Source organism: Zobellia alginiliquefaciens (assembly GCF_029323795.1).
Taxonomy (GTDB): Bacteria; Bacteroidota; Bacteroidia; order Flavobacteriales; family Flavobacteriaceae; genus Zobellia; species Zobellia alginiliquefaciens.
Genome location: NZ_CP119758.1, coordinates 1,648,720 through 1,674,680 on the forward strand (window position 1 = coordinate 1,648,720; position 25,961 = coordinate 1,674,680).

Genomic DNA, 25,961 nt, shown 5'->3' on the forward strand with positions numbered 1-25,961 from the left:
CAAGATAAAATAAATATTTTCCTTTTACCCACTGTTAATCAGAATATTATACCGAACAAAGCTAAATATGAATATAAAGTCCGAAAATTCATTAATTCGTCACAACCCTATCCTACTCTATGCTATTTTCAATGAGAACTTATAAAGGATATTAATCCATTACGCTATAATTGCCTCTAAAGATCAATTGAAAATAGAATAATCTCAATATAACAGGAAACCGATGTGATTATCTCACATTCGTTTTTACATTTTTATGATTAGTTGATTAACTAGAATAAAAATCGATTTTATAGAGATTATGGCAAATCTACTACGTAAATTTAGGGTAGGTATACAGATATAAAACTCATCAAAACTATGGCCGATAAAAGTAATTTTGATATTCAAACATTAGGGGTGCCAGCCATACCATCACCAATAAATCTCAGCAAGACCAGTGGAGACAAAATATTCAATTTTATTAACGAAAACGATAGAATTTTAGCAGATACTTCCATCCATAATTTCAATACTTGTATGGAAAATATGAGTAAGCCGGAATGTCTGGAAAAAGCTGGTCCAAGGGAAAAGCTCTTTTTCAATCCTGAAAAAACAACTGCAGCCATCGTTAGTTGTGGAGGTCTCTGCCCCGGAATAAATAACGTAATCCGAAGTTTGGTTATGGCTCTGCATTATTTTTATGGAGTAAAGCGAATTATTGGAGTGAAATATGGCTATGAGGGACTCATTCCTGAAAACGGACATGATTTTATGGATTTGGTACCGGATAAGGTAAAAGACATTCATGAATTTGGAGGAACCATCCTCGGTTCTTCTAGAGGCGCCCAGTCTGTAGAAAAAATGGTCGACTCTCTGGTAAAGAACGACATTAATCTTCTTTTTACTATTGGCGGAGATGGCACCCTTAAAGGAGCTAATGCTATAGGAGAAGAAATTGAAAAAAGAGGACTGAATATTTCGGTTATTGGGATTCCAAAGACAATTGACAACGATATAGACTTAATTGATAAATCATTTGGTTATGAAACCTCGTTCGATGTTGCTAGTCCCATTATTAGAGATGCGCACAATGAGGCTACCGGAGCTTTCAACGGGATTGCCATTGTAAAACTAATGGGTAGAGATAGTGGATTTATCGCTGCATCTACCGCTATTTCCATGCCTGTGGTCAATTTTGCACTAGTACCAGAAATGCACTTTCAGCTAGATGGTAAAAATGGATTTTTGGAAGCTCTTAAAAAAAGGCTGAACAATAAGAAACATGCCGTTATTGTTGTTGCCGAAGGGGCAGGACAACATTTGTTCAATGATGACAGTAAATCCCATAAAGATGCATCGGGAAATATTGTTCATCAAGATATCGGCCTTTTATTAAAGCAGCATATTAAAGAATATTTTGATGGCCAAAATATGAAGACTACCGTAAAATATATAGATCCAAGCTATATTATACGCAGTGCTCCCGCTAATGCCAACGACAGCCTTTTTTGTAACAGACTAGCCTATCATGCGGTTCATGGCGCTATGGCAGGGAAAACTAAATTTGTGATAGGCAGGCTCAACCACAAATTTGTTTATTTACCAATTTCAAAAGTGGTCAACAAACGTAAGAAAATTGACTTGGAGGGCGAATTTTGGTTCGGGGTATTGCAAAGCACTGGGCAACCATTCACCATGTATGATGAATAGATAATAAAACACTACTTTTTCTGCAAATACAGTTCTCTATAATACTGTTCTGCCATGCGGGCGCTCGTAAATTTGGGAACTATATCTTCAATAGCTTAAAAGTAATTGGCTGTACCTATACGCTCGACATTCCAAGAATAACTTAGGCAAAACCTTTAATATCGGACCTACCAATCGTCAACAATTCCAATAGCGTTATCTGTAATTAGGCTTATATCCAAAGGGTAAAATGGAAAAAGTAGATTATCGCTTCGTTGTTGCAATAGTTTTGGGCCATTAAAAAAAGTACAACGCATAAAAGGTTTTTCCCCATATATTCAATATCTATTCTAGATGATTTAAAAATATAATTTCCTTGGGTATTGATAAATTAATAATATATTTGGTTAACCAGATTGGTTTACCAAATATATTTTAATAAATATGGAACATCAAAAAGAAAATTGGCGTGCTAAGTTTTCTGCTTATATAGCCCTCTTTCTACCCGGTATCTTTTTGTTGGGACTTAATATTGGTACGGGTAGTGTTACTTCCACGGCCAAAGCCGGAGCTGACTACGGCATGTCCCTACTTTGGACAATTTTAGCCTCCTGTCTTACCACTTATTTTATGATCAACCTTTATGGGCGCTACACCCTTGTAACAGGGGAAACCGCATTGCAGGCATTTAAAAAACATATACATCCTGCTGTTGGCATCTTTTTTATTATAGCCTTAACGGTTGGTGTTTGCGGTAGTGTCATGGGAGTGATGGGCATTGTTGCGGATATATGCCATGAATGGTCCAAAACAATGGTAGAAGGTGGGATATCTCCCGTATACTTTGCACTATTCTTTATCATATTGGTCTACTTCATATTCTGGAATGGCAAGACTCAATTTTTTGAGCGGGCATTGGCTGTAATAGTGGCTATAATGTCCGCTAGTTTCCTATTGAATTTCTTTATCATGATGCCACCGCCTATTGAGATCCTCAAAGGTTTTATTCCAAATGTCCCACAAACGATCAGTGGAGAAAAAAGTCCACTGCTGATTATTGCATCTCTCATAGGAACCACAGTGTTTTCCGGCTTGTTTATCATTAGAACAACTTTAGTGAAGGAAGCAGGGTGGACGTTAAGCGATTTAAAAAAACAAAGAAACGACGCCCTTTTCTCAGTAACCTTAATGTTCTTGATAAGTGGTTCTATCATGGCAGCAGCAGCCGGAACTTTATATGTTGAAGGTATACAATTATCAAGAGCATCGCAGATGATCGAGCTTTTACAACCACTAGTAGGAAGTTTTGCCACCTCTATATTTGCAGTAGGAATTGTTTCTGCCGGAGTGTCTTCTCAATTTCCCAATATCCTAATGCTACCTTGGTTAATCTGTGATTATAATGAAACTGAGCGCGATATGAGCTTGCCCAAATACAGGCTTATCGTCTTTTTAATTTCAATCCTAGGCTTGGTAGTTCCCATTTTTGACGCTCAACCTGTCTTTGTAATGATTATTAGTCAAGCGCTAAATGCAATTATTTTACCGCTTACGGTTCTTGGCATCTTCTACCTGGTAAATAGAAAGGATTTGATGGGTACTTATAAAGCCAACATAAAATCGAATATAATTTTGAGCCTCATACTAATCTTTGCAATTTTCACCTCGGTAACGGGTATTAAAGGGGTAATTGAACTTATAAACTAGAAACATGAAAATCGATTTACAGAAATACGCACAGATTCCTTTAAAGCAAATTTCAAACCGAGTATGGCGTACGTATTCCGGAGGGGCTTTAATCGATAATTGGAAAAAAGACACCCCAGAGGTAGATAATAGTTTCCCAGAAGAATGGATAATGTCTACCGTAACCGCTAGAGGCAAAAACAGACCGGAAGATGAGGGTCTATCCAAAGTTGAAACGACAGAAGGCCTCATAGCTTTAAAAGATATAATAGAATCGAACAAGGAGCTATTTCTAGGGAAGAAAGTTGCAGAAAAATACGGTTCTACAGGGGTTTTGATTAAAATGCTAGATTCGCAAGAACGCTTAACCATTCAAGTACACCCGGATAAAACTTACGCAAAGGACATCCTTAATTCTTCATTTGGAAAAACAGAGTCGTGGTATGTTCTAAACACAAGAGAAATAGAGGGTGAAACAAGTGTGGTGCACATGGGGTTCAAAAAAGGGGGCACCCGTGAAAAATGGGAAGAACTTTTTTTAAATCAAGATATAGAAGGTATGCTGGACAGCCTTCACAAAATTGAAGTAAAACCCGGTGATGCTTTTATGATTTACGGAGGTGTTCCACATGCCATTGGAAGTGGGTGTTTCCTAATGGAAGTGCAAGAACCTACGGATTACACCATGCGCGTTGAGAAAATTACTCCTGCAGGATTAGAAATCTCTCCTGAATTAATACACCAAGGGGTAGGAGAGCAAACTATGCTAGACTGTTTTCATTATGACGACTACACCCTAGAAGAGGCCATGGATAAGTGGAAGATAGAACCCAAAACCATAGACTCTGCCGATGGTCATACTTTAAACACTATTTTTAATACAAAGCACACCAATTGTTTTGGACTCAGCGAACTGTATTTAGATGGTGAACATTCCATAGCTTCCAACGGAAGCTTCTATGTGATAGTCGTGTATTCTGGTACCGGCACCTTAAACTGCAATGGGAAAGCGTACACTTACAATCAAGGTGATGAAATTTTTATATCAGCTGCAATAGAGAACATTACTTTTAAATCTACCGAAAGCTCTAAATTGTTACTTTGCTATCCTCCAAGTTAGAAATTCCCTTTTCCTCTTCCCACTTCTAAACCCCTCACTCAAATGGGCTGGACATATAAATATGCTCAGCCTAAAAAATAATGTATGTTATAACTCTGTATATGCCCTAAATAAACACCTTTTTCCCCTAACCTATTCTACATTTCTGTAGCATTTAATCAACCGCTATCTTAATTTTCTAATAACGTTGAAGTAACGACAAGGCCAAATAGCATTGGTATTTTCGCTCAAACTGAACGATTACCTGGGCGGTTAAGAAAGAACGAAAACCAACTTCAATATGAAAAGAAATACTACTACAAGAAGAGCCTTTTTGGCAAAATCTATCTGGGCATCGGGAGGAGTCATCCTAGCTTCTCAACTAGTCGCTTGTGAAAAACTAGATAACTTAATCGGTAATGGCGATGCAAATGACGAAATTCCTAGATTTCTGCATGGTGTGGGAAGTTTTGACCCAACCGCGGAAGCCGTGATGATTTGGACACGATTTACACCTACCACGGAAGAGGTGAATCAAATCATAGACATAAAATGGCAAGTGGCAACAGACCGTGCATTTACGAATATAGTTACCGAAGGAAGTAGCGCTTGTTCCATAGAAAACGACTTCACGGTAGTTGAAGACGTAACGGGGTTATCCTCCAACAATACATACTATTATCGTTTTATGGAGGAAAATCTTAAAACTACTTCCGTAGTTGGGGAAACCATTACCTTGCCTAAAGCCGGTGAGCATCTCACAAATCTTAAGCTAGCTGTTTGTTCCTGTAGTAACTATCCCGCGGGACTTTTCAACGTGTATGACGCTATTGCTAAAAGCGATGCAGACATAGTCATTCATTTAGGTGATTATATTTACGAATATGGTGAAGGAGAATATGGTACCAATGAAAACACAGAGGCTTTAAAGCGTGTTCATGACCCTAAGAATGAGATATTAAGTCTTGAGGATTACCGTTTAAGATACAGACAGTACCGTACGGATGAAAGTCTTCAATTGGCACATCAAAAAAAACCGTTCATTGTTGTTTGGGACGACCATGAAATAACAAACGATACATATACTACAGGTGCCGAGAACCATTCTGAAGATGAAGGCTCTTTTGATCTAAGAAAGCAATTTGCTGTTCGCGTACATGGCGAATACCTACCTATTAGAACTAACGACAGAAATATTATATATCGAAGTTTTCAATTTGGAAACCTTGCCAACCTTGTCATGTTGGACACAAGAGTTATTGGAAGAGACAAACAACTAAGTTTTGGCGATTATTTTTCAGCTGATGGTAATTTTGATTTTGGAGGTTTCTCCTCAGCTATGATGGATCCCAACCGAAGCATCTTAGGTTCTGAACAGTTGGCATGGGCAGCATCACAAATAACCGGAAGCAATGCTGAATGGCAAGTTATAGGCCAACAAGTCTTAATGGCCAAAATGTTCGTACCTGCAGAATTATTAATTGGAATTGGTGCTGTGTCATCAGGGAATGCCACGCCAGAAGTGTTTCAACAATTACTTAACACCATTTCTGAACTATCCACAATTAAAGCACGGGTGCTAAACAATGACCGTTCTTTGACTCCCAGTGATTTAAGTCGTATAAATACGGTTGTACCTTATAATCTTGATGCATGGGACGGCTATCCTGTTGAAAGAGAAAAACTCTTTGCTCTTCTGAACGGTAAAAAAACAATTGTACTAGCAGGAGACACACACAATGCTTGGAACAGTAATTTAACCGATGTAAATGGTGATAAAGTAGGCGAAGAATTCGCTTGTTCATCAGTAACTTCACCTGGTTTTGAAGGCCTCTTTGGTACGGATCCAGAAACGGTTGCAGGTATAGAACAAGCATTTTCTCTACTTATAGACGACCTAAAATATTTTGACGCATCACGAAGAGGCTACGTAATGGTGGAATTCACAAGTGGTTCTGCTGTTGCAGAATATCGCTTCGTAGACAATATTTCATCTTCTGTTTACAACACCACTATAGGTAAAACAATAACAGCAGATATATAAATCGCTTTTTTCAGCTGAAAAAGAAAAGCGGAGGGTTTAAAAAGACGGACAGGTATAATCCTAGTCCGTCTTTTACCTTTATAATACAATCAGTAGCATCAAACAACATAAAACTCCACATGAATATCATTAACAGGTTCTGTTCTTAATCGCTCCTTTCTTGCAGTAAAATGCAAAACTTCTAAGGGATTAATCTCTGACCGCATGGCAGACGCATCTATAGAAAGGTTACGTGCCAATAGTTTCCCCAGTGCCTGATATCGATACCGTACGAGTATATTGACCAGTTTAGTGGCATTTTCCATCTGGGAAAGTATTAATTGCACCAATTCATTGTGCTCCTTGGTAAACGTATAATTCATTTTACAAGATCTACAACGAACTACCAATAAGCCTTCTTGCTGATAATTCCATAGTTGCATTTTATCATTATTGCACTTTTTGCATACTGAGGTCTTCTGCCCCAGACCATCAAGAAGTTCATCCAAATCTTTATACTGCTGTACGAGCCCAATATTATCCACCAACCACCACCTTGCTTTTCTTCTTTGTTCAGAAAGTGTAAAACCAAAATACCAAAAGAAAAATAACATGGAAGAAATAGTCATTGACACCAGTAGTAAAGGGCCAACAGCAATAAAGAAAGATTGTACGGATTCGGCTTCTTGAATAGAAGTTAATAGGGAACTAAACATAAGTACGTGTCAAAATGGTTGGTTTTTGCAAAGTAACAAATTATAGGAAAGTATTCATATCACAAATGTTAAGTAATCATTATCAACGTTTTGTCGCAGAAAACAATATAGAAACTCATTTTATTAACCCCTTTAAATCGAACACAAAAACATTGCAATGTGCAAGACACCTAAACATTAAAATTTCAAATCAATTTAAGTGATTTTCAATCAACTAACTGATTTTAAATCATTTACATTTAACATTAACCGTTATAACTACCGTTAAAGTAGGGTTAACGCCCTAGGGGCGACGCTTAAAACCTAACTTTATGCAGAGAACCACACTTTACTGAACCCGTATGAAAAATCTTAAAATAACTATGACTGTCATCATAGCTCTTTTCCTATCTGTTTTAAACGCAAATGCTTTTCAGCCTGGCACAAATTCAACACAAACTAAAATCCGATATCTATCAGGTACAGGAATGGACGATATGGTAGAGTGGGATTTCTACGTCTCGGAAGGGAGAAAAAGTGGAGAATGGACAACCATTGGAGTACCTTCTTGCTGGGAACAACAAGGTTTTGGAGCGTACAACTACGGAAGCGATGACGTCAAAACACGCGCTAAAGAATATGGGGTATACAAATATAATTTCCATGCACCTGCGGATTGGAGTAACAACGAAGTAAAAATTGTTTTTGAAGGTGTTATGACAGATGCCGAAGTAAAAATAAACGGCAAACTGGCGGGAGAAATTCACCAAGGTTCTTTTTACGAGTTTAAATATGCAATAAGTAAACTTTTAAATTATGGAAAAGAGAACCTATTGGAGGTTAAAGTGAATAAGGTTTCCGCAAACGAATCCATAAACCATGCAGAACGAGATGCTGATTTTTGGGTTTTTGGTGGTATATATAGACCTGTCTATTTAGAGATTTTACCCAAAGAACACATGGAGCGTGTAGCCATTGATGCAAAAGCCAACGGAAAAATAATTGTAGACGTATTTACCACTTCAAAAAAGGCTTCATCCATACAAATGTACTTATCAGATGATAAAGGGAATAAAATTCAAGATTTATCGGTTACAGAAAACAAGAGCACAAGCGAGAAATGGAACTTTTCTACCAAAGCAAATACTATAAAAACATGGAATCCTGAAACTCCCAATCTATACATCCTAACAATAGAACTCCTCAACAAAAAGAATGAGGTACTGCATAGCTTAAATAAACGAATTGGTTTTAGAACGGTTGAAATTCTTGAAGGTGATGGCATTTATGTAAACGGGGAACGCATTAAGTTTAAAGGCGTAAATAGGCATTCTTTTCATCCCAAATCGGGTCGGACTACATCAAAAGCTTGGAGTATTGAACAAGCGCAACAAATGAAAGACATGAATATGAATGCTGTTCGTATGTCTCACTATCCCCCGGATGTCCACTTTTTAGATGTTTGCGATTCCCTAGGCTTATTCGTCATAGATGAAATTTGCACGTGGCACAACCCAATGTTAGACACCAAAGTAGCTCGTAAAATTGTGAAGGAAACCGTGGTTAGAGACGTTAATCATCCTTCCATCTTACTTTGGGCCAATGGTAATGAGCAAGGTTGGAATCCAGAAGTAGATGATGATTACGCCAAATGGGATATTCAAAACCGAGAGGTCATCCACCCCTGGAGTATTTACAAAAAGACGAATACCATTCATTACAGTCACTATCATTCCTTAATAAACGATGCCTATTCCAAAGAAAAAATCCTGTTCCCAACGGAGTTTTTACATGGTCTGTACGATGGTGGACATGGCGCGGGCCTAGAAGACTATTGGAATATCATGTGGAATTTACCTCTAAGTGCAGGCGGCTTCCTTTGGGGTTTTGCCGATGAGGGTATTGAGCGCACCGATAGAAACAATGAAATCGACTTACAAGGAAACAAGGCCGCAGATGGTATTGTTGGACCGTACGGTGAAAAAGAGGCCAGTTATTTCACCATTAAAGAAATATGGTCTCCAATTTATATTGAGGATCGGTATATAACTAATGATTTCAACGGAATTTTCAGATTAGAGAGCCGCTATCATTATACTAACCTAGAGAAATGTTCCATGACCGCAAAGTGGCTAAAGTTCGATGGACCAGACGGTAAAAAAAACCCTACTGTTTTTAGCGAAAGTGAAGTAAAATTACCCAACTTAGCTCCATCATCTAAAGGGAAAATCACGGTTAACAAGCCTCAAAACTGGCAATCTACCGATGCCTTGCACTTAACGGCGACAGACCCGTATGGGAAAGAGATTTTTACATGGAGTTATCCCGTTTCTACACCAAAAGATGTGAGTGATTCTAAAACTGACTATAAGGGGTCCGAAGTTATTACAACAGAAACCAAGGATAAACAGATAAGGATTGAGACAAACCATATAACCTATCGTTTTTCCAGAGAAACAGGCATGTTACAAGAGGTAAAAAAAGACAGTACCGTTATACCTTTAAGTAACGGGCCAATTATCCTAAATCAAGATCAAAAAATAGAAAATCTGACCGTAACCCCTTTTAAAAATAAAGTTGAAATAACCGTTGTTTATGAAAAGACGGATAAATCACCGGGATGGTCAACCGTAAAAGAATATGCTTCAGATATTATAAAATGGACAGTGCATGCCAATGGTTTATTGGACTTAAAGGTTAAGTTTAAAGGTTACCGAAATGTAAAAGGTTTTAAGGGCATCACCTTTTCTTTTCCAGAAGAAGAAGTTGCAGGTATGAAATGGCTCGGAGATGGCCCGTACCGTGTTTGGAGAAATAGAATGAAAGGAACAAAATTCCAAGTTTGGGAAAACGATTACAATAATACCATCACCGGTGAATCCGGTTTTGTTTACCCGGAATTCAAAGGCTTTTTCTCCGGTTTATATTGGTCCAAATTAAAGGGTAAGAACAACAACGGTTTTACCGTATACTGTAAAACACCTCATACCTATTTACGTATGCTCACACCAGATGCGCCAGCCGATAATAAGAGGGATAAAGTAATTCCAGAATTCCCTGCAGGAGATATTTCATTTGTGATGAACATTCCTGCTATTGGCACCAAGTTTCAGTATGCCGAGAGTACTGGTCCACATGGTAATCCCGAGCATTATTTTGGTAACGACGACGATTTAATAAGCCTTGACCTAACCTTTAAATTTTAAACCGTCTCCAATGAAAAATGTACTTTCCTTAGCGATACTGCTTCTACTCTCCCTGTTTAACTCTGGGGTTTTGTTTGCTCAAAACACCACCGAAATCCAATATCTGTCCGGAACAGGCAAAGATGATACCGTTGAATGGGATTTCTTTTGTTCCGATGGAATGCAAAGCGGAAAATGGTCAAAAATTCCTGTGCCCTCTTGTTGGGAACTTCAAGGTTTTGGTAACTATAACTACGGACGCGATTACAAAGATGGAAAACAGTATTACAATGAGCATGGTCTGTATAAACATACATTTCAAGTGCCTTCCGAGTGGAAAACAAAGGAAGTAAAGATAGTTTTTGAAGGTGTCATGACCGATTGTGAAGTGAAAATTAATGGTAAGTTGGCAGGAGAAATTCACCAAGGAGCTTTCTACGAATTCAAATATGATATTTCAAAATTACTTAAGTACGGAGAAGAAAACCTATTGGAAGTTAAAGTGAATAAGATGTCTGCCAATGCATCTATAAACTCAGCGGAGCGCAATGCCGATTTCTGGATTTTTGGAGGAATATATCGTCCGGTATATTTAGAAGTCTTACCGCAGCAGTTCATGGAGCGCGTGGCAATAAGCGCACAAGCCAACGGAGCTGTCACCGCAGATGTTTATACAAACTCAAAAAAAGCGACTTCTATAGTGGCAAAGCTTTTTGATTTGAAAGGAAAATTAGTTCAGGAATTTCCAGAGGCGGAAGTAGAGAAGCACGAAGGGAAGTTGTCTTTTAAGGCAAAGGCCACCAACATTAAAACGTGGAACCCGGAAAAGCCGAATTTATATCAGCTTCAAATTAGTTTGTTGGATAAGAAAGGTAAGGAACTACATACAGTTTCGGAACGGATAGGCTTCCGTACGGTTGAAATCCGAGAGAGTGATGGTATTTATGTAAACGGTCAACCAATAAAGTTTAAAGGTGTAAATCATCATTCCTTTCACCCTGAATCCGGCAGAACAACTTCAAAAGAACTGAGTATTGAGCATGTAAAACTGATGAAAGATATGAATATGAACGCCGTTCGCATGTCTCATTACCCACCAGACACTCATTTTCTAGAAGCTTGCGATTCTTTGGGTCTCTTTGTTTTGGATGAGCTGTGTACATGGCATGTACCCTATTTAGAAACTAAAGTTGGGAAAAAACTAATAAAAGAACTGGTTACTAGAGATGTAAATCATCCATCTATTTTAATGTGGGACAACGGTAATGAAAGTGGTTGGAATACCGAGTTAGATGATGAATTTGCCAAATGGGACATTCAAAAAAGAGAGGTAATACACCCTTGGAACGTCTTTAAAAAGACCAATACCATGCACTACCCGGACTACTATAACTTTGCTTTTGACTCCCCTAGCAAGGATAAAATCTATTTTCCTACAGAGTTTTTACACGGTTTATATGATGGTGGGCATGGTGCCGGCCTAGATGACTACTGGAAACAAATGTGGAATATGCCATTGGCGGCAGGCGGTTTCCTATGGGATTTTGCAGATGAAGGCGTAGTGCGCACGGATAAAGGTGGCATAATCGACACTGACGGTAATCATGGAGCGGATGGTATTGTGGGGCCTTACGGCGAAAAAGAGGCTAGTTATTTTACCATTAAAGAAATATGGTCCCCAATTTATATAGCGGACAGATATATTAGGGAAGATTTTTCCGGAACTTTCAAAGTTGAAAACCGGTATCATTTCACGGATTTAGATGAGTGTTCCATGATTGCAAAATGGGTTAATTTCAATGGACCTGAAGGTGGAACGGACTTCAGTATGATGTCGGAAAGCAATGTTGAACTCCCAAAGTTAGCACCATTAGAAAAGGGAACTTTCTCTATTGCCAAGCCCACCAATTGGAAATCTGCGGATGCCTTATTCTTGATGGCAACGGATATTCGCGGTAAAGAAATCTTCACGTGGTCATATCCGGTAAAAATGGCTATGCAGGTGAATACTGATAAAATTAAATACTCTAAAAAGGGAAGTATCACAACTACTACTTCCAACAACTTCATAATAATCAATGCGGATGAAAACCAATTTAAATTTTCAGCTAAAACAGGAGTACTGAAAGAAGTAATAAAAAAGGGAAAATTGATTCCCATAAAGGAAGGACCCATTTTATTAGGTAACAAAACGGAATTAGAAGATGTAAAAATAAAATCATCAGATGATAAAGTGGAGATAATTACATGGTTCAAAAAAAGAAAAAAATATCATGATTGGGATGGCAATCATGAAATGACGCAAGATTTCTTTAAATGGACCATTCACCCCAACGGAATACTTGATTTACATGTTGAAATAAGAAACCAAAAAATTGTTGAAGAATATATAGGCATATCTTTTTCTTTCCCCGAGGAAGAAGTTAAGGGCATGAAATGGCTAGGAGACGGTCCATACCGTGTGTGGAGCAACCGCATGAAAGGCACGCAGTTTAAGGTTTGGGAAAACGATTATAACAATACAATTACCGGTCAACCTGGGTTTGTATACCCAGAATTTAAAGGTTTTTTCTCTAACCTGTATTGGATGAAGTTAAATGGAAAGAATAATAACGGCTTTACGGTGTACTGCCATTCAGACCTTACATTTCTACGTATGCTTACCCCAGAACAACCTTCAGACTCCGGAAAAGGTGCTGCAGTAACTAAATTCCCCCAAGGAGACCTTTCTTTTGTGAAAAATATTCCTGCAATGGGCACCAAATTTATGCCTGCAGAGCAATCCGGTCCACAAGGTAGTTCCAAAAAATATTTCGGAAATACCGATGAGCCCATTGTAGTAAAACTAACCTTTCAGTTTTAAACCATACAGCTATGAAAATAAAATATCAATTCTTTGCCTTGGTAGTAACGGCACTTTTTGTCGCTTGCAATTCCACAGAAACTAAGACCGAAGAAAAAGCGCAAGAAGATTTTCCTTTTTTCATCCCTTAAGAAAAACCAGGCCGACCTTTAAGTATAGCGTTGCCCGTGGTTAAGACAGGTAAGGAACCTTAAGACTAGAGCGTACATCTCGAACACCTATATTAGGCTTAACCCCAACAAATACAGCCTAAAACAAGAAAAGCTAGTCTTTCGACTAGCTTTTTGTTGCTCCCCCTCTTGGGCTCGAACCAAGGACCCTCTGATTAACAGTCAGATGCTCTAACCAACTGAGCTAAGGAGGAAAATATTTTCGCTTTGTTTATCTAAGCGGGTGCAAATATAATTGTTTTTTTTATTGTCCCAAATAAAATTCGAAAACTATTTTCCGGTTAAATACCGATACAGGTCATTTCCATTGGCAAACAGTATTAAAGCAAGCAATAAAAAGAAGCCGATCATCTGTGCATATTCCAAAAATTTATCGCTCGGCTTACGACCAGAAATCATTTCGTACAACAGGAACATGACATGACCACCATCTAATGCCGGTATAGGCAGCAAGTTCATAACGGCAAGCATAATGGATAAGAACGCCGTTGTTCCCCAGAATACTTCCCAGTTCCAAGCATCTGGAAAAAGGCTTCCTATGGCTGCAAAACCACCTACACCTTTATAGGCACCTGTATCTGGATTGAAAATCTTTTTTAATTGCTTTAAATAACCCGAAAGGGTGTTAACCCCTTTATTGATTCCCGCGGGTATAGATTCGGCAAAAGTATATTTTTCAGTCTCCAAACGCAGAAGACCTCTTTTTTCCATTTCTTCCATAGAAGGCATACCCGGTCTTACTCCTATTTGTGCGGAATCATTAATAACAACGGGTATAACTTTACGCACACTGTTATCACGAACAACGGTCAAGTTTATTTTTTCGCCTTTATATTGCTCCAAAATAGGTTTCACCTCATCAAAATAGGAGATTTCCTTTCCGGCTATCTCTACTATTTCATCTTTTGGCTCTAGTCCGGCATCCTTGTTCAAAGATTCCGAGGACACTTCCGCTATGTAAAAAGGGAAACGAGGACCTAAAAACCGAGCTCGGTCTTTATCTTCCATCAGCGTTGCAATAAAATCGACAGGAATCTCCTTTTCAATAGTTTCACCATTACGTTCTATGGTAATACTACTTCCATTAATGATGTCCATAAAGATCTTATTAAAGTCCTTGATCTTATCTCCATCAACCGCTATAATTTTATCTCCTGTTTCAATACCCAATTCGTCTCCAATGGTCTTTTCAGTAACGTGTACACCATCTTTTAAACTATCCCCAGGTATATATTGATCGCCATACGCATAGGCCATTCCTATGTAAATAATCACCGCTAAAACAAAGTTTACCGTTACACCGCCGATCATAATAATCAAACGTTGCCAGGCCGGCTTGCTTCTAAACTCCCATTCCTTGGGCTCTTCTTTCATGGCTTCCGTATCCATGCTTTCATCGATCATACCGGCTATTTTTACATAACCGCCCAAAGGAAGCCAACCAATACCATAAACGGTCTCCCCAATTTTCTTTTTAAAGAGGGAAAACTTAACATCAAAGAACAAATAGAACTTTTCTACACGTGTCTTAAATAACTTAGCTGGAATAAAATGCCCTAATTCGTGTAGTACGATTAACAACGAAAGGCTTAAAAAAAATTGTATGGTCTTTATAAGTAACGGACTCATCTATGTTTTCTATAATTAACGAACTCATCTTGAATTCAGCCGACAAAAGTACACTTTTACAGCCGCTTAAAAAAAATAACTAACTACCCCTATTTATTTTTAAGAAACTTTTAGCAGCACTATAAGCCCTTAAGAGTTGAATGCTTGTATTGACTAACGTATCTTTGGCAAAAAGATTATGCGCTCATTTTTTGCCAAATACAAATTTTTCGGTCTGGTACTATTGGGGCTTTCGGCGATAATCATGTATCTTTTCTATAATGCCCTACAACCTCCAAAAATTTTAACTATTTATCAGCCTACTATGGTCAATCCAGAGCTGGTGGACAGTACTCTCCAATACAAAAGAAAATACCACACTATCGGAGATTTTTCTTTAACGAATCAAAATGGAGAAACTATAACAGAGGCCAATTATGAAGATAAAATTTATATAGCCGATTTCTTCTTTACCACCTGCCCTACCATTTGCCCCATTATGACCAAAAATATGGCGAGTATTCAAGAACGTATAAAAGGGTTTGATGATGTAATGCTCTTGTCCCATTCCGTAACTCCAGAAATAGATTCGGTGGCGCAATTAAAAAAGTATGCACTAGAAAAAGGTGTGGACGATTCTAAATGGAATCTGGTAACGGGCGATAAGAAGCAGATATACGAATTGGCCCGAAAATCATATTTAGCCGTGAAAACAGATGGCGATGGAGGTCCTTTTGATATGATTCATACCGAAAATTTTATTTTAGTGGATAAGCGAAAACGAATTCGCGGATTCTATGATGGAACCAACAAGGAGGAAGTTGAAAAATTGATGGGTGATCTTAAAATCCTAAGAGAAAACAACAAAGAGGAATAAACCTCCTAACTTCTATAGTTTTATGAATTTTTGGGATTTCCGAACCGCTTTTTAATATATTTTATGCTACTTTTGCCCTTACTTATAATCAATCTAAATAAACATTGATAACTACGGTCGCACAGCTTAAGAAAGGACAAAAAGGAATCATCAAGGAATTTGCCGATGACTCGCTACCCATAAAATTATTGGAGTTGGGCTGTCTACCCGGCAATGAAATAGAATTGGTTCAAATAGCTCCGTTCAAAGACCCTATTTATGTAAATGTAAACGGATCACACATTGCCATTAGACGGGAAACCGCCATGCTCATTGAGCTAGACATTTTAGAAGACACCTCTGCTCTATGAGTAAACAGATTAACGTTGCCCTTATTGGGAACCCAAATACTGGTAAAACTTCAGTGTTTAACCAACTTACAGGCCTTAACCAAAAGGTAGGTAATTATCCGGGTATTACCGTTGAGAAAAAAGAGGGTATTTGTAAACTTCCCAGAGGCGTAAAAGCACACATATTAGATTTACCGGGCACCTATAGTTTAAACACCACTTCTTTAGATGAGAGTGTGGCTGTTGAACTTTTACTGAATAAAAATGACAAGAACCACCCAGATGTAGCCGTTGTTGTCTCGGATGTGGAAAATTTAAAACGGAACCTACTTTTATTTACTCAGATAAAAGACCTTAAGATACCGGCAATACTGGTCATTAATATGGCAGACCGTATGTCCCGTAAAGGTATTTCGGTAGATATTCCACTTTTAGAGGAAAAATTGAATACTAAAATTGCCTTGGTAAGTACAAGAAAAGGCATTGGCATAGATAAGCTCAAAGAATTTATTGCCAACTACAAAAGTCTCTCCACAGAACAGAATGTTGATATTAAGGTCATAGACCCAGGTTATTTTAAAAAATTAAAAGACGCTTTTCCTAATGAGGACCTCTATAAATTATGGCTTGTAATTACGCAAGACGTAAACTTTATGCCCATTGAGAAAACGCTGTTTAAAGATGCCGCGTCTTTTGCGACCAAATCTAAATCTGAGTTAAAGCGCTTACAACAGAAAGAAACTATTCTAAGGTACCAGTTTATAAACGGTATTTTAAAGGAAACTTACAAAGTGGATATGGCCGCCGCCAAAGGCTTTAGAGCTTCCTTGGACAAAATTCTGACCCACAAGGTGTTTGGTTATGTCATTTTCTTTGCCATTCTCTTAGTCATTTTTCAAGGTATTTATGAGTGGAGCGGTTACCCACAGGATTTGATAGAGACGTTCTTTGCCTCCGCAAGCTCTTGGGTAAAAGATACCTTGCCCGCCGGAGTGTTTACTAATCTCATTGCCGAAGGTATTTTAGCAGGAATAGGCGGTATTGCCATGTTCGTTCCCCAAATTGCCTTTTTATTCTTATTCATTTCCCTACTGGAAGAAACAGGGTATATGAGCCGCGTAGTATTCTTAATGGACCGCCTCATGCGTCCATTTGGATTAAGCGGAAAAAGTGTCGTTCCCTTAATGTCAGGAACGGCCTGTGCCATACCCGCAGTAATGGCCACCCGAACTATTGAAAACTGGAAGGAAAGACTCATAACCATACTGGTCACGCCTTTTACCACTTGTTCGGCACGGCTACCTATTTACATTATTATCATTGCTTTGGTGATTCCTGAAGGCGACTTTCTAGGTTTTGGCTATAAAGCCTTGACCTTAATGCTTCTTTACCTACTGGGGTTTGGAGCAGCTATTATATCAGCTTTAATATTGAACAAAATATTAAAAATTAAAGGGCGCTCATTTTTTGTGGTAGAAATGCCCAACTATAAATTACCATTACCCAAAAACGTAGCTTATACCGTTTGGGAAAAGACCAAAAGTTTTGTTTTGGGAGCGGGTAAAATAATACTGGCGATTTCCGTTGTACTTTGGTTTTTAGGCTCTAACGGTTTTTCCGATGATTATAAAAATGCCGATGAGATTGTAACAAGTCGTATTGAAACCGAAGGATTTTCGGATTTCAATCAAGAAAGTATCCAAAACGAGCTTTCCGATTATGAAGCTGCTTTAAACGACAGTATTCAGTCTAACGTGTACGCCATAAACCAGAACGCTCTTACCGATTCCTTAATCCAAAAGAAAAGGTCGCTTCAAGAGAAAGCGGTGAGTCAAGAAATTTCTAGCTATAAACTTGAGAATTCATATATGGGCTATATGGGTAAAGCTATAGAACCTATCGTACATCCATTAGGCTATGATTGGAAAATTGGAATCGCAGTCCTAACCTCATTCGCTGCACGTGAAGTTTTTGTGGGCACACTGGCCACAATTTATAGTGTTGGTAGTGATGAGGAGCAGACCATTCAAAACCGAATGGCCGCAGAGGTAAACCCTAAAACTAAAAAACCATTGTTCAACTTGGCATCGGGAATTTCGTTATTGTTATTTTATGCCTTTGCCATGCAATGTATGAGCACCTTAGCCGTAGTAAAACGAGAAACGAATACTTGGAAATGGCCAGCCGCACAATTGGTATTTATGAGTTCTTTTGCCTATATTGTTGCTTTGGCCGCCTATCAAATATTAAAATAAAATGAGCATGATTCAACCCATATTGGTTTACATTATTTTAGCTGTTGCAGTTGGGTATTTGGTAAAAAAATTCTTTCTGCCCAAAGCATTGTTCGCTAGCAAAAAAGGAAACGGTAAAGATTGCGGACAAGATGGCTGTGGTTGCCACTAACAACCGCAATCATGCGTATTCAAACAGCAATGGATTTGCAAAACTTCAGAATTAAATTCATTTGCGATGTAAGTATTTTCGTTAATAAAAGGATAAATTGGTATTAAATAAATCAAAAAAGATGCGTTTACTTCAATTGCAATCGCTTTTTTTGAATAGCCATTAGTTATCAATATGCCAAAAGTCTTTGTTCATACCCTCATCTTCTTCCTATTCTTTACTTCGGCACAACATGCCCAAAGCTTAAGCTCTACTATTGTAGATTCCGTTTCTAAAAAACCTGTGCCCTACGCTACCGTGCAGTTAAACAATAGAGGTATGATTACCAATGAAGAGGGGAAGTTCAAATTCTTGCTGAACGATGCTGTAGAAGCTTCCGACACACTTTTTGTTTCTTGTATTGGCTATGAGTCCATAGGGAAGCCCATTTCCGAGTTTACGGATAGCCTAATTTATCTTAAACCAAAGGCTATAGAGCTTAGGGAAGTTATCGTATCCAACAAAAACTATACGCCTAAGGAAATTATTGAACTTGTAGAAGATAATATTGAGAAGAACTACATCACGGATTTTTCTAAAAAACGGTTGTTCCTTAGGGAAACCTACCAGAACAATATTATAAAAACCGAGTATCAGATCAAGAAATCTACGATTGATGCTTTCAACAAAAATTTCTTGGATAGTGTGATTCAATCCATACCTAAAAACAACATTTATTACACAGAAATGCTGGGCGACCTCTATGGTGCCGATGATGCGGATGAACAAAAGCTAGATCTTATTAAAGCATCAGAACTGTATGATAAAAGCAAAGAGCTAGATGTAGAGCTGTTAGAGGAAAAGTTCAATAAAATTGTAAAGGAAAATATTAAGACCGATTCTTATTTTAAGATAAAATCCGGATTGTTCGGCACTAAAGTAGATGCTGATGACATGGGCGAAATCTTTAAAGAGGAAATAGATTCTACAGATGTGGCTGCCCTTAACGAACGCCTTGAAGAGGAAAAAAAGAGCAAAGAAGAGCGAAGGGAATTCTTTCTGGAATACAAGCGTAAAACACTGGGCAACCTTTTTGAAAACCTCCCGATTTTTGACGATTCCGACTATAACGTGCTGTTCAAACCCAGACGCTATGACCTCATCCTAGAAAACTATACCTATTTAGGAGACCAGGCCGTATATGTCATCAGTTTTGTTCCAGACGGCTCACCCGAATATGGTGGTACCCTTTATATAAATTCAGATGATTTTGCACTAATCCGAATGGATTTTGAGAATACTGAATCGCTTAGAGACTTTAAACTATTAGGTGTCTCCGTGAACGAATATTTAGCAAAAGGGAGCATTCTTTTTGATAAGGGTCCCGATCAAAAGTACCACCTGCGCTACTACAATGTAATTAAAGGTATCCGAGCTGGAATTAAAAGACCCTTGACCATTATTGAAAAGAACAAAAACGTGAAGGGCAGGCGCAAGCAAAATGAGTTGGCGTTAAAAGTAGATGCTGCTTTTGGTAATATCAACCGGTATGAACTTATAGTTTTTGACGAGGAACCCATTAATTCAGGTCAGTTTGAAGCCTTTAAGGAAAAGACCGGTGTTCTCCCAACCTATATGCCAGATTACGACCCCAACTTTTGGAAAGGTCATGACATTATAGAACCCAATCAGGCCATAAAAGAATTCACTTCAGAAATCCAACCTGATAACTAGACAAGGTTATTTATAAAGCTATACAACAATAGCCCCCAACCACATACCAATAACAACCCTCCAAGTGGCGTTATGGGTCCTAGGAAACGTAATTTCTTTCCTTTTGCCGAGCTGATGACCAAAGCATATATACTAAAAGAAAACAAAAACGTACCAATTGCAAAGCAGTAGACCATGTATTGCTGATACGCAGCGTTCATATTAAGATTGAACCCAACTACCAACAATATCATTGCGTGATACATTTGGTATTTAACTCCAGTTTCAAAACTTTTAAGCTGCTCTTCAGAAAGTAACTTCTTTAAAGCGTGAGCACCAAAAGCGCCGAAAATTACAGCCAAAAGACCGTATAATGCACCTAAAACCTGAGCCAATAGAACCATAAAACAATTTTAAGCAAAGGTACACCTTGGCACTACTAAAAACAAAGAGCCGCCCAATAGATGAGCGGCTCCCTAGTTTATACATTTAAATATCTACTTACTCTTTGTCATCATAGAAAAACTGTTCTTTTACAATTTTACCATCCTGAACTTCGTATACGGCTATTTCGGACATGGTTGAACGCTGCCCAGATGGTTTATGTGTCGTATCCATGGTAAACTTTACCGAAAACCAATTGTCTGCCACTACCGGATCTGACGCCTTACTACTGTGGACTTCAAAGTTTTCCTGCCACCACTCACCCTTTTTCTTAATCCCCTCAAAACCCTCAACGTAAGCACCTTCCGCTTTACCGTCGTTCTCGATACTTACTATTTTATCACTGTACAATTCCTGATACGGTTTTTCAAAATCCCCTTCATTGCACCAAGCCACTAATTTAGAGGCAATTTCGTTTGTTTCCATGATTGTTTGTTTATTGATTATCCCAACAAAATACAACACATTCCCCTGAATAACAAAGGACTGCAGATAATTTAAAAAGAAATTAATATGATGTGTAAAGCAAAATACGAATAAAGAACAGCCTCTAGCCTTCTAGTTCGGCTCAACACTTAATTTGCTCGAAAGTAAATCAAACAACTGCTGCGTATCCGTAGAGTCTTTTAGATTGATAAAGAGCTTTAATGAATCGTGGTGGACAATTTTTATTTTTTGATTCTCAAAATTATCAACGTAGACATATACTTTTTTATCGGTAAGGGAATCTCTAAATTCTTGAAAAATACCTTTTTCCTTATCAAAGGCCGAAAAGCCATTAAGGCGTACCATGGGTGGAACTTTCTCAACAAAATCTACACTGTCCAAAGCCGAAAAAGGCACTTCCTGCAAATAAAAGCCAGATAGCACTTTTAGCCCGGCCGCATCTGTTTTTGTCCAATTTTTAAAATGAAGAACAAAGGCACAAAGACAAATAATTACCGTGACCACGATCATAACATTCCATAATAGATGTCCTTTTTTCTTCATATCACTGCTAATTTCTCATTTTGAAGATTGATGAGCGATTACTATCCCTACCAATTACTCTATGAACGTACAAAAATGACGAAAATTTCCGATAGCGCTTAAAATTTTATTCACAGAGGCATTTCCAACTTGCGAAGACCTCAATATATACCTAATTTAGATATCTTGTTAAACACAATCGCAAAACTCTTGCGCTTTTGAACCATTAAACCTACATACTTCAAATATATGACCCAAAGCACCAAAGAAAACAAAAGGTTAGAAGACCATTATAGCAAAAAAAAAGATTGGCTTAAATGGGGCCCTTACCTCAGTGAACGGCAATGGGGAACCGTACGGGAAGATTACAGTCCAAATGGTGACGCTTGGAACTATCTGCCGCACGACCACGCTCGTAGTAGAACCTATCGCTGGGGAGAAGACGGTATTGCCGGTATTTCCGATCGCTATTGTAACATCTGTTTTTCTGTGGCTCTTTGGAACGGGAAAGACCCCATATTAAAAGAACGGTTATACGGATTAACCGGTCCGCAAGGTAACCATGGAGAAGATGTTAAGGAGCTCTATTACTATTTAGAAAATACGCCTTCTCATTCATACATGAAGCATTTGTACAAGTATCCCCAAAATGAATTTCCATACAATAAGTTGGTAGCGGAAAACCAAAAAAGGGGCAAGAGCGATGATGAATACGAACTCTTGGATACCGGTATTTTTGATAAGAACGAATATTTTGATGTACATACCGAATATGCCAAAGCCAGCGAAGAAGATATTTTAGTAAAAATATCGGTCAGTAATCGTGGCCCTAAAAAAGCGTTGGCCGTTGTTTTACCTACTTTATGGATCCGTAATTTTTGGAGTTTCACAGGAATGGAAGAAATGCCTTCCATCAAAAAGCAAGGAACTAAAAAGAAACCCTATCTAGCGGTTGATCATAGCTACGTGGGCAAATACAATCTGTATTTTGACACACCTTCAAGAATTCTTCTCACGGAGAACGAAACCAATATGGAGCGTATTTATAACGGTAAGAACGACCATCCGTATAAAAAAGACCTCTTTCACGATGCTGTTATAGAAAATGATTTTAAGCTGGCAGAAAAAAAGAAGCAAGGCACGAAATCTGCCCCTATGTATGAGCTAAATATTCCTGCCGGAGAGACCCAAATAATTAGGCTTAGACTTTCGGCGGAAGACATTAACTCTCCCATTGATGATACTTTTGATGCTATTTTTGAAGAAAGAATAGCAGAGTCTAATTCCTTTTTAGATACGGTAACCGAAAAATCCTCGGAAGAAGAACGGGAAATACAGAAACAAGCATTTGCAGGTCTATTATGGACCAAACAATATTACAACTATGAAGTTGAGCAATGGCTAGAAGGAGATCCTAATACGTCTCCGCCAAAAGAGCGGTGGCACGGCAGAAACAATTCATGGACGGCCTTCCGAAACCATGATATACTATCAATGCCAGACGCTTGGGAGTATCCGTGGTTCGCGGCATGGGACTCTGCCTTTCACTGTGTTACATTCTCAATGGTAGATCATGAATTTGCCAAAAAGCAACTGTTGCTCTTTACCAAAGAATGGTATATGGCCGCAAACGGACAAATTCCTGCATATGAGTGGAATTTTAGCGATGTAAACCCACCTGTGCAGGCTTGGGCCGCCATTCAGATTTACCAAATGGAGCAGCGTAAAACAGGTAAAGGCGACCTAAAGTTCTTAAAACGGATGTTCAATAAACTGGCGCTTAATTTCACTTGGTGGGTAAACCGGGAGGATAGCGCAAGTAATAACGTTTTCCAAGGAGGCTTTTTAGGTCTCGACAATATTGGTGTTTTTGATCGCAGCAATGGTGTGCCCGGAGGCGGCATACTGGAACAGGTTGATGGTACCTCATGGATGGCGCTCTATTGTTTGAACATGTTGGAAATTGCCCTGGAAATTGCGTTAGACGATGATACCTTTGAAGATATGGCTATAAAATACTTCGGCCATTTTGTCTTCATAGCCGAAGCCCTAAACAAAATAACCGAAGACTCTATGAGTTCTTGGGATGAAAAAGAAGGGTTTTTCTATGATAAGCTAATCCTACCCAATGGTGAAAAAATACCGATTAAAGTACGGTCTATTTCCGGATTGCTTTCTTTGACCGCGGTATTGAATATTAGAAAAGGTTGTTTGGAGAAATTACCACGATTTAAATCGAGTATGGAGTGGTACCGTACGTACCGTATGGAACGTCAGAAATACCAGGTTATTGAAGAATATGGTCCTGAAAATGATGTTTTACTATCGCTTGTACCCAGAGAAAGACTTGACATTTTAATGCAGAGCATTCTTGATGAATCAGAGTTTTTGGCAGAGCATGGCATTCGCTCATTATCCAAAGAGCATGAAAATAAATATGAAGTTGAAATAAATGGGGATATGTACGGAATAAACTATGAACCTGCAGAATCTTCAACGGATTTATTCGGTGGAAATTCCAATTGGAGAGGACCTATTTGGATGCCAATGAACTATCTTTTCATCAGTACATTTAAAGAATATCATAATTATTTTGGCGATAATTTAAAATACGCTTATCCAACAGGAAGTGATAATAAACTGAACCTAAAAGAGATAGCTTTCGAGATTAGCAAAAGACTAATCGGTATTTTTCAACAGGACTCTGAAGGAAAGCGTCCTGTAAATTTATTGGAAGAAAAGTTTTATACTGACAAATATTTTAAAGATTTAATTTTGTTTTATGAATATTTTGATGGAAACAATGGTCGTGGTGTGGGAGCTTCTCACCAAACAGGCTGGACAGCTTTAGTGGCAAATTTAATTGAAGAGATAAACAGGTAACTCACTTTACCGAACGAATCAGCAGCAAACAAATATGATTATACCATAGTTGATTCAACTACAATGGGGCTTTTAATTGTGAAGGCAAATGTAGCGCCTTCGCCAAGCTCTGATGTAACGGTAACCTTTCCTCCAAGACCTTCAACCACCTTTTTCACCGTAGCTAATCCAATTCCGGTCCCCTTGTCTCCATATCGGTCTTTCTCCGAAATTACCTCAAAGATTTTAAAAATTTTCTCTTGGTCATCTTTATGTATGCCCGGCCCATTATCTTTTACAAAAAACTCGTAAAAGCTATCTTGCTCCTTTATTTCAAGTTCTATTTCAATACTAGGCTTATCATTGTACTTTATAGCGTTGGCAATTAGGTTTATCAAAATTTGCTCAACGGCAACTTTGTTCGCATAAATAGAATCTAAATCGCTATTTATATGTATAGTACATTCCTTTCGACCCCCAAAAAGCTCTTTAATAGTCCTCTGTAGATCACTCAACATAATTGTGGTCTTATCGTCTATATTAAATTGACCGGATTTGCTATAATCAAGTAATCCGGTAATAAGTTTTTTCAGGGTTTCAGAAGAGCTTCGTATAAATTCCACAATTTGCTTTCCCTCATCATCCATTTTGGGAGCATAAAAATCACGAAGGCAATTAGATAAGGATATAATATTATTTAAAGGCGATTTTAAATCATGAGCGGCTACAGCCGCAAAATTATCCAACTCACGGTTAGCTAGTTTTAGTTCATTATTAGCGCTTTCAAGGTTCATTTTACTTTTCCGTAGCTCCAAAAGATTCATTACCTGATCAGAAAGGATTTTGAGTGCTGCAAGCTGACTCTCGGTAATTTTCTTAGGTTTATTATCAATCACACAAAGTGTCCCTAGTGGCATACCACTCGCCCCCTTTAAGGTAACACCTGCATAAAAAATAACTCTTGGTTCGCCAACCACTATGGGGTTGTCAAAAAAACGTTCGTCTTCACGTGCATCCTCTACAACAAGAATATTATCTGCTTCATGAATAGTGTGGCCACAAAAGGAATATTGTCTCTCGGTTTCGCTAACATCCAATCCATGTCGCGCTTTAAACCATTGCCGGTCCTTATCCAAAAGTGTAATGACAGATATAGGAGTTCCGCATATTTCAGAAGCTAACAGCACCAAATTGTCATAATCCTCTTCTAATTCTGTGTCAAGAATAGAGTAAGATTGTAGAAGTGCTAGCCGTTCTGCTTCATTTTCATGATTTTGGGGGGCTATCATAGGATTGGATTTTCATGGACCAACAATATCAAATAAAGCATCGGTCCTTTATATAAAACGGAGCTCTCCGAATTATCTTGTACACCTTAAAGT

At 38.3% G+C, this 25,961-nt stretch carries 18 protein-coding genes and 1 tRNA gene; 12 read left to right on the forward strand and 7 right to left on the reverse strand.

Annotated elements, in window-relative coordinates:
• Nucleotides 1–360: 360 nt before the first annotated feature.
• From P0077_RS07015 to P0077_RS07030, 4 genes are all read left to right on the forward strand, one after another.
• Nucleotides 361–1,692 (forward strand): ATP-dependent 6-phosphofructokinase, encoded by a 1,332-nt coding sequence (locus P0077_RS07015; protein WP_276168416.1) that lies wholly within the window; start codon nucleotides 361–363, stop codon nucleotides 1,690–1,692.
• Nucleotides 1,693–2,115: 423 nt separating this feature from the next.
• Complete coding sequence (locus P0077_RS07020; RefSeq protein ID WP_276168417.1) at nucleotides 2,116–3,378, forward strand: Nramp family divalent metal transporter; 1,263 nt, start codon at nucleotides 2,116–2,118, stop codon at nucleotides 3,376–3,378.
• Nucleotides 3,379–3,382: 4 nt separating this feature from the next.
• Nucleotides 3,383–4,477, forward strand: coding sequence for a type I phosphomannose isomerase catalytic subunit (locus P0077_RS07025; RefSeq protein ID WP_276168418.1), 1,095 nt, complete (start codon nucleotides 3,383–3,385; stop codon nucleotides 4,475–4,477).
• A 280-nt stretch (nucleotides 4,478–4,757) separates the two neighbouring features.
• Nucleotides 4,758–6,500 (forward strand): alkaline phosphatase D family protein, encoded by a 1,743-nt coding sequence (locus P0077_RS07030; protein WP_276168419.1) that lies wholly within the window; start codon nucleotides 4,758–4,760, stop codon nucleotides 6,498–6,500.
• 98 nt (nucleotides 6,501–6,598) lie between these two features.
• Here the strand turns inward: P0077_RS07030 and P0077_RS07035 are convergent, their stop codons facing one another.
• Complete coding sequence (locus P0077_RS07035) at nucleotides 6,599–7,195, reverse strand: hypothetical protein (protein WP_276168420.1); 597 nt, start codon at nucleotides 7,193–7,195, stop codon at nucleotides 6,599–6,601.
• Between the two features lie 341 nt (nucleotides 7,196–7,536).
• Between P0077_RS07035 and P0077_RS07040 the strand changes: the two genes are divergently transcribed.
• Together P0077_RS07040 and P0077_RS07045 are read left to right on the forward strand one after the other, a co-directional pair.
• A complete protein-coding gene (locus tag P0077_RS07040; protein WP_276168421.1) occupies nucleotides 7,537–10,380 on the forward strand; it encodes a glycoside hydrolase family 2 TIM barrel-domain containing protein in 2,844 nt (947 codons plus the stop codon).
• Between the two features lie 10 nt (nucleotides 10,381–10,390).
• Nucleotides 10,391–13,222, forward strand: coding sequence for a glycoside hydrolase family 2 protein (locus tag P0077_RS07045; RefSeq protein ID WP_276168422.1), 2,832 nt, complete (start codon nucleotides 10,391–10,393; stop codon nucleotides 13,220–13,222).
• Nucleotides 13,223–13,512: 290 nt separating this feature from the next.
• Here P0077_RS07045 and P0077_RS07050 read toward each other — a convergent pair.
• Nucleotides 13,513–13,586 (reverse strand) — tRNA-Asn (locus P0077_RS07050).
• A 76-nt stretch (nucleotides 13,587–13,662) separates the two neighbouring features.
• Nucleotides 13,663–15,021 (reverse strand): RIP metalloprotease RseP, encoded by a 1,359-nt coding sequence (gene rseP / locus P0077_RS07055; RefSeq protein WP_276168423.1) that lies wholly within the window; start codon nucleotides 15,019–15,021, stop codon nucleotides 13,663–13,665.
• Nucleotides 15,022–15,199: 178 nt separating this feature from the next.
• Here rseP and P0077_RS07060 point away from each other — a divergent pair, with 178 nt between their 5' ends.
• The 5 genes from P0077_RS07060 (at nucleotide 15,200) to P0077_RS07080 (ending at nucleotide 20,325) form a co-directional block, all read left to right on the forward strand.
• Nucleotides 15,200–15,877: an SCO family protein gene (locus P0077_RS07060; RefSeq protein WP_276168424.1), complete on the forward strand. Its 678-nt coding sequence runs from the start codon at nucleotides 15,200–15,202 to the stop codon at nucleotides 15,875–15,877.
• 104 nt (nucleotides 15,878–15,981) lie between these two features.
• Entirely contained in the window at nucleotides 15,982–16,227 is a 246-nt protein-coding gene (locus tag P0077_RS07065) for a FeoA family protein (RefSeq protein ID WP_194525119.1), read from the forward strand.
• Entirely contained in the window at nucleotides 16,224–18,461 is a 2,238-nt protein-coding gene (gene feoB / locus P0077_RS07070) for a ferrous iron transport protein B (protein WP_276168425.1), read from the forward strand. Before P0077_RS07065 ends, feoB begins: the two co-directional genes overlap by 4 nt.
• 7 nt (nucleotides 18,462–18,468) lie before the next feature.
• Entirely contained in the window at nucleotides 18,469–18,612 is a 144-nt protein-coding gene (locus P0077_RS07075) for a hypothetical protein (protein WP_276168426.1), read from the forward strand.
• A 174-nt stretch (nucleotides 18,613–18,786) separates the two neighbouring features.
• Nucleotides 18,787–20,325, forward strand: coding sequence for a carboxypeptidase-like regulatory domain-containing protein (locus P0077_RS07080; RefSeq protein ID WP_276168427.1), 1,539 nt, complete (start codon nucleotides 18,787–18,789; stop codon nucleotides 20,323–20,325).
• Here P0077_RS07080 and P0077_RS07085 read toward each other — a convergent pair.
• From P0077_RS07085 to P0077_RS07095, 3 genes are all read right to left on the reverse strand, one after another.
• On the reverse strand, nucleotides 20,322–20,708 hold the full coding sequence (locus P0077_RS07085; RefSeq protein WP_276168428.1) for a DUF423 domain-containing protein: 387 nt from the start codon (nucleotides 20,706–20,708) through the stop codon (nucleotides 20,322–20,324). The genes P0077_RS07080 and P0077_RS07085 overlap by 4 nt on opposite strands.
• Nucleotides 20,709–20,805: 97 nt before the next feature.
• Nucleotides 20,806–21,174: a nuclear transport factor 2 family protein gene (locus P0077_RS07090; RefSeq protein WP_276168429.1), complete on the reverse strand. Its 369-nt coding sequence runs from the start codon at nucleotides 21,172–21,174 to the stop codon at nucleotides 20,806–20,808.
• 132 nt (nucleotides 21,175–21,306) lie between these two features.
• Complete coding sequence (locus P0077_RS07095; RefSeq protein WP_276168430.1) at nucleotides 21,307–21,738, reverse strand: hypothetical protein; 432 nt, start codon at nucleotides 21,736–21,738, stop codon at nucleotides 21,307–21,309.
• A 228-nt stretch (nucleotides 21,739–21,966) separates the two neighbouring features.
• Between P0077_RS07095 and P0077_RS07100 the strand changes: the two genes are divergently transcribed.
• Nucleotides 21,967–24,600 carry an MGH1-like glycoside hydrolase domain-containing protein gene (locus tag P0077_RS07100; RefSeq protein WP_276168431.1) on the forward strand — a complete coding sequence of 878 codons (2,634 nt, stop codon included), beginning with the start codon at nucleotides 21,967–21,969 and terminating at the stop codon, nucleotides 24,598–24,600.
• Between the two features lie 38 nt (nucleotides 24,601–24,638).
• Here the strand turns inward: P0077_RS07100 and P0077_RS07105 are convergent, their stop codons facing one another.
• Nucleotides 24,639–25,868, reverse strand: coding sequence for a sensor histidine kinase (locus P0077_RS07105; RefSeq protein WP_276168432.1), 1,230 nt, complete (start codon nucleotides 25,866–25,868; stop codon nucleotides 24,639–24,641).
• Nucleotides 25,869–25,961 lie beyond the last annotated feature (93 nt).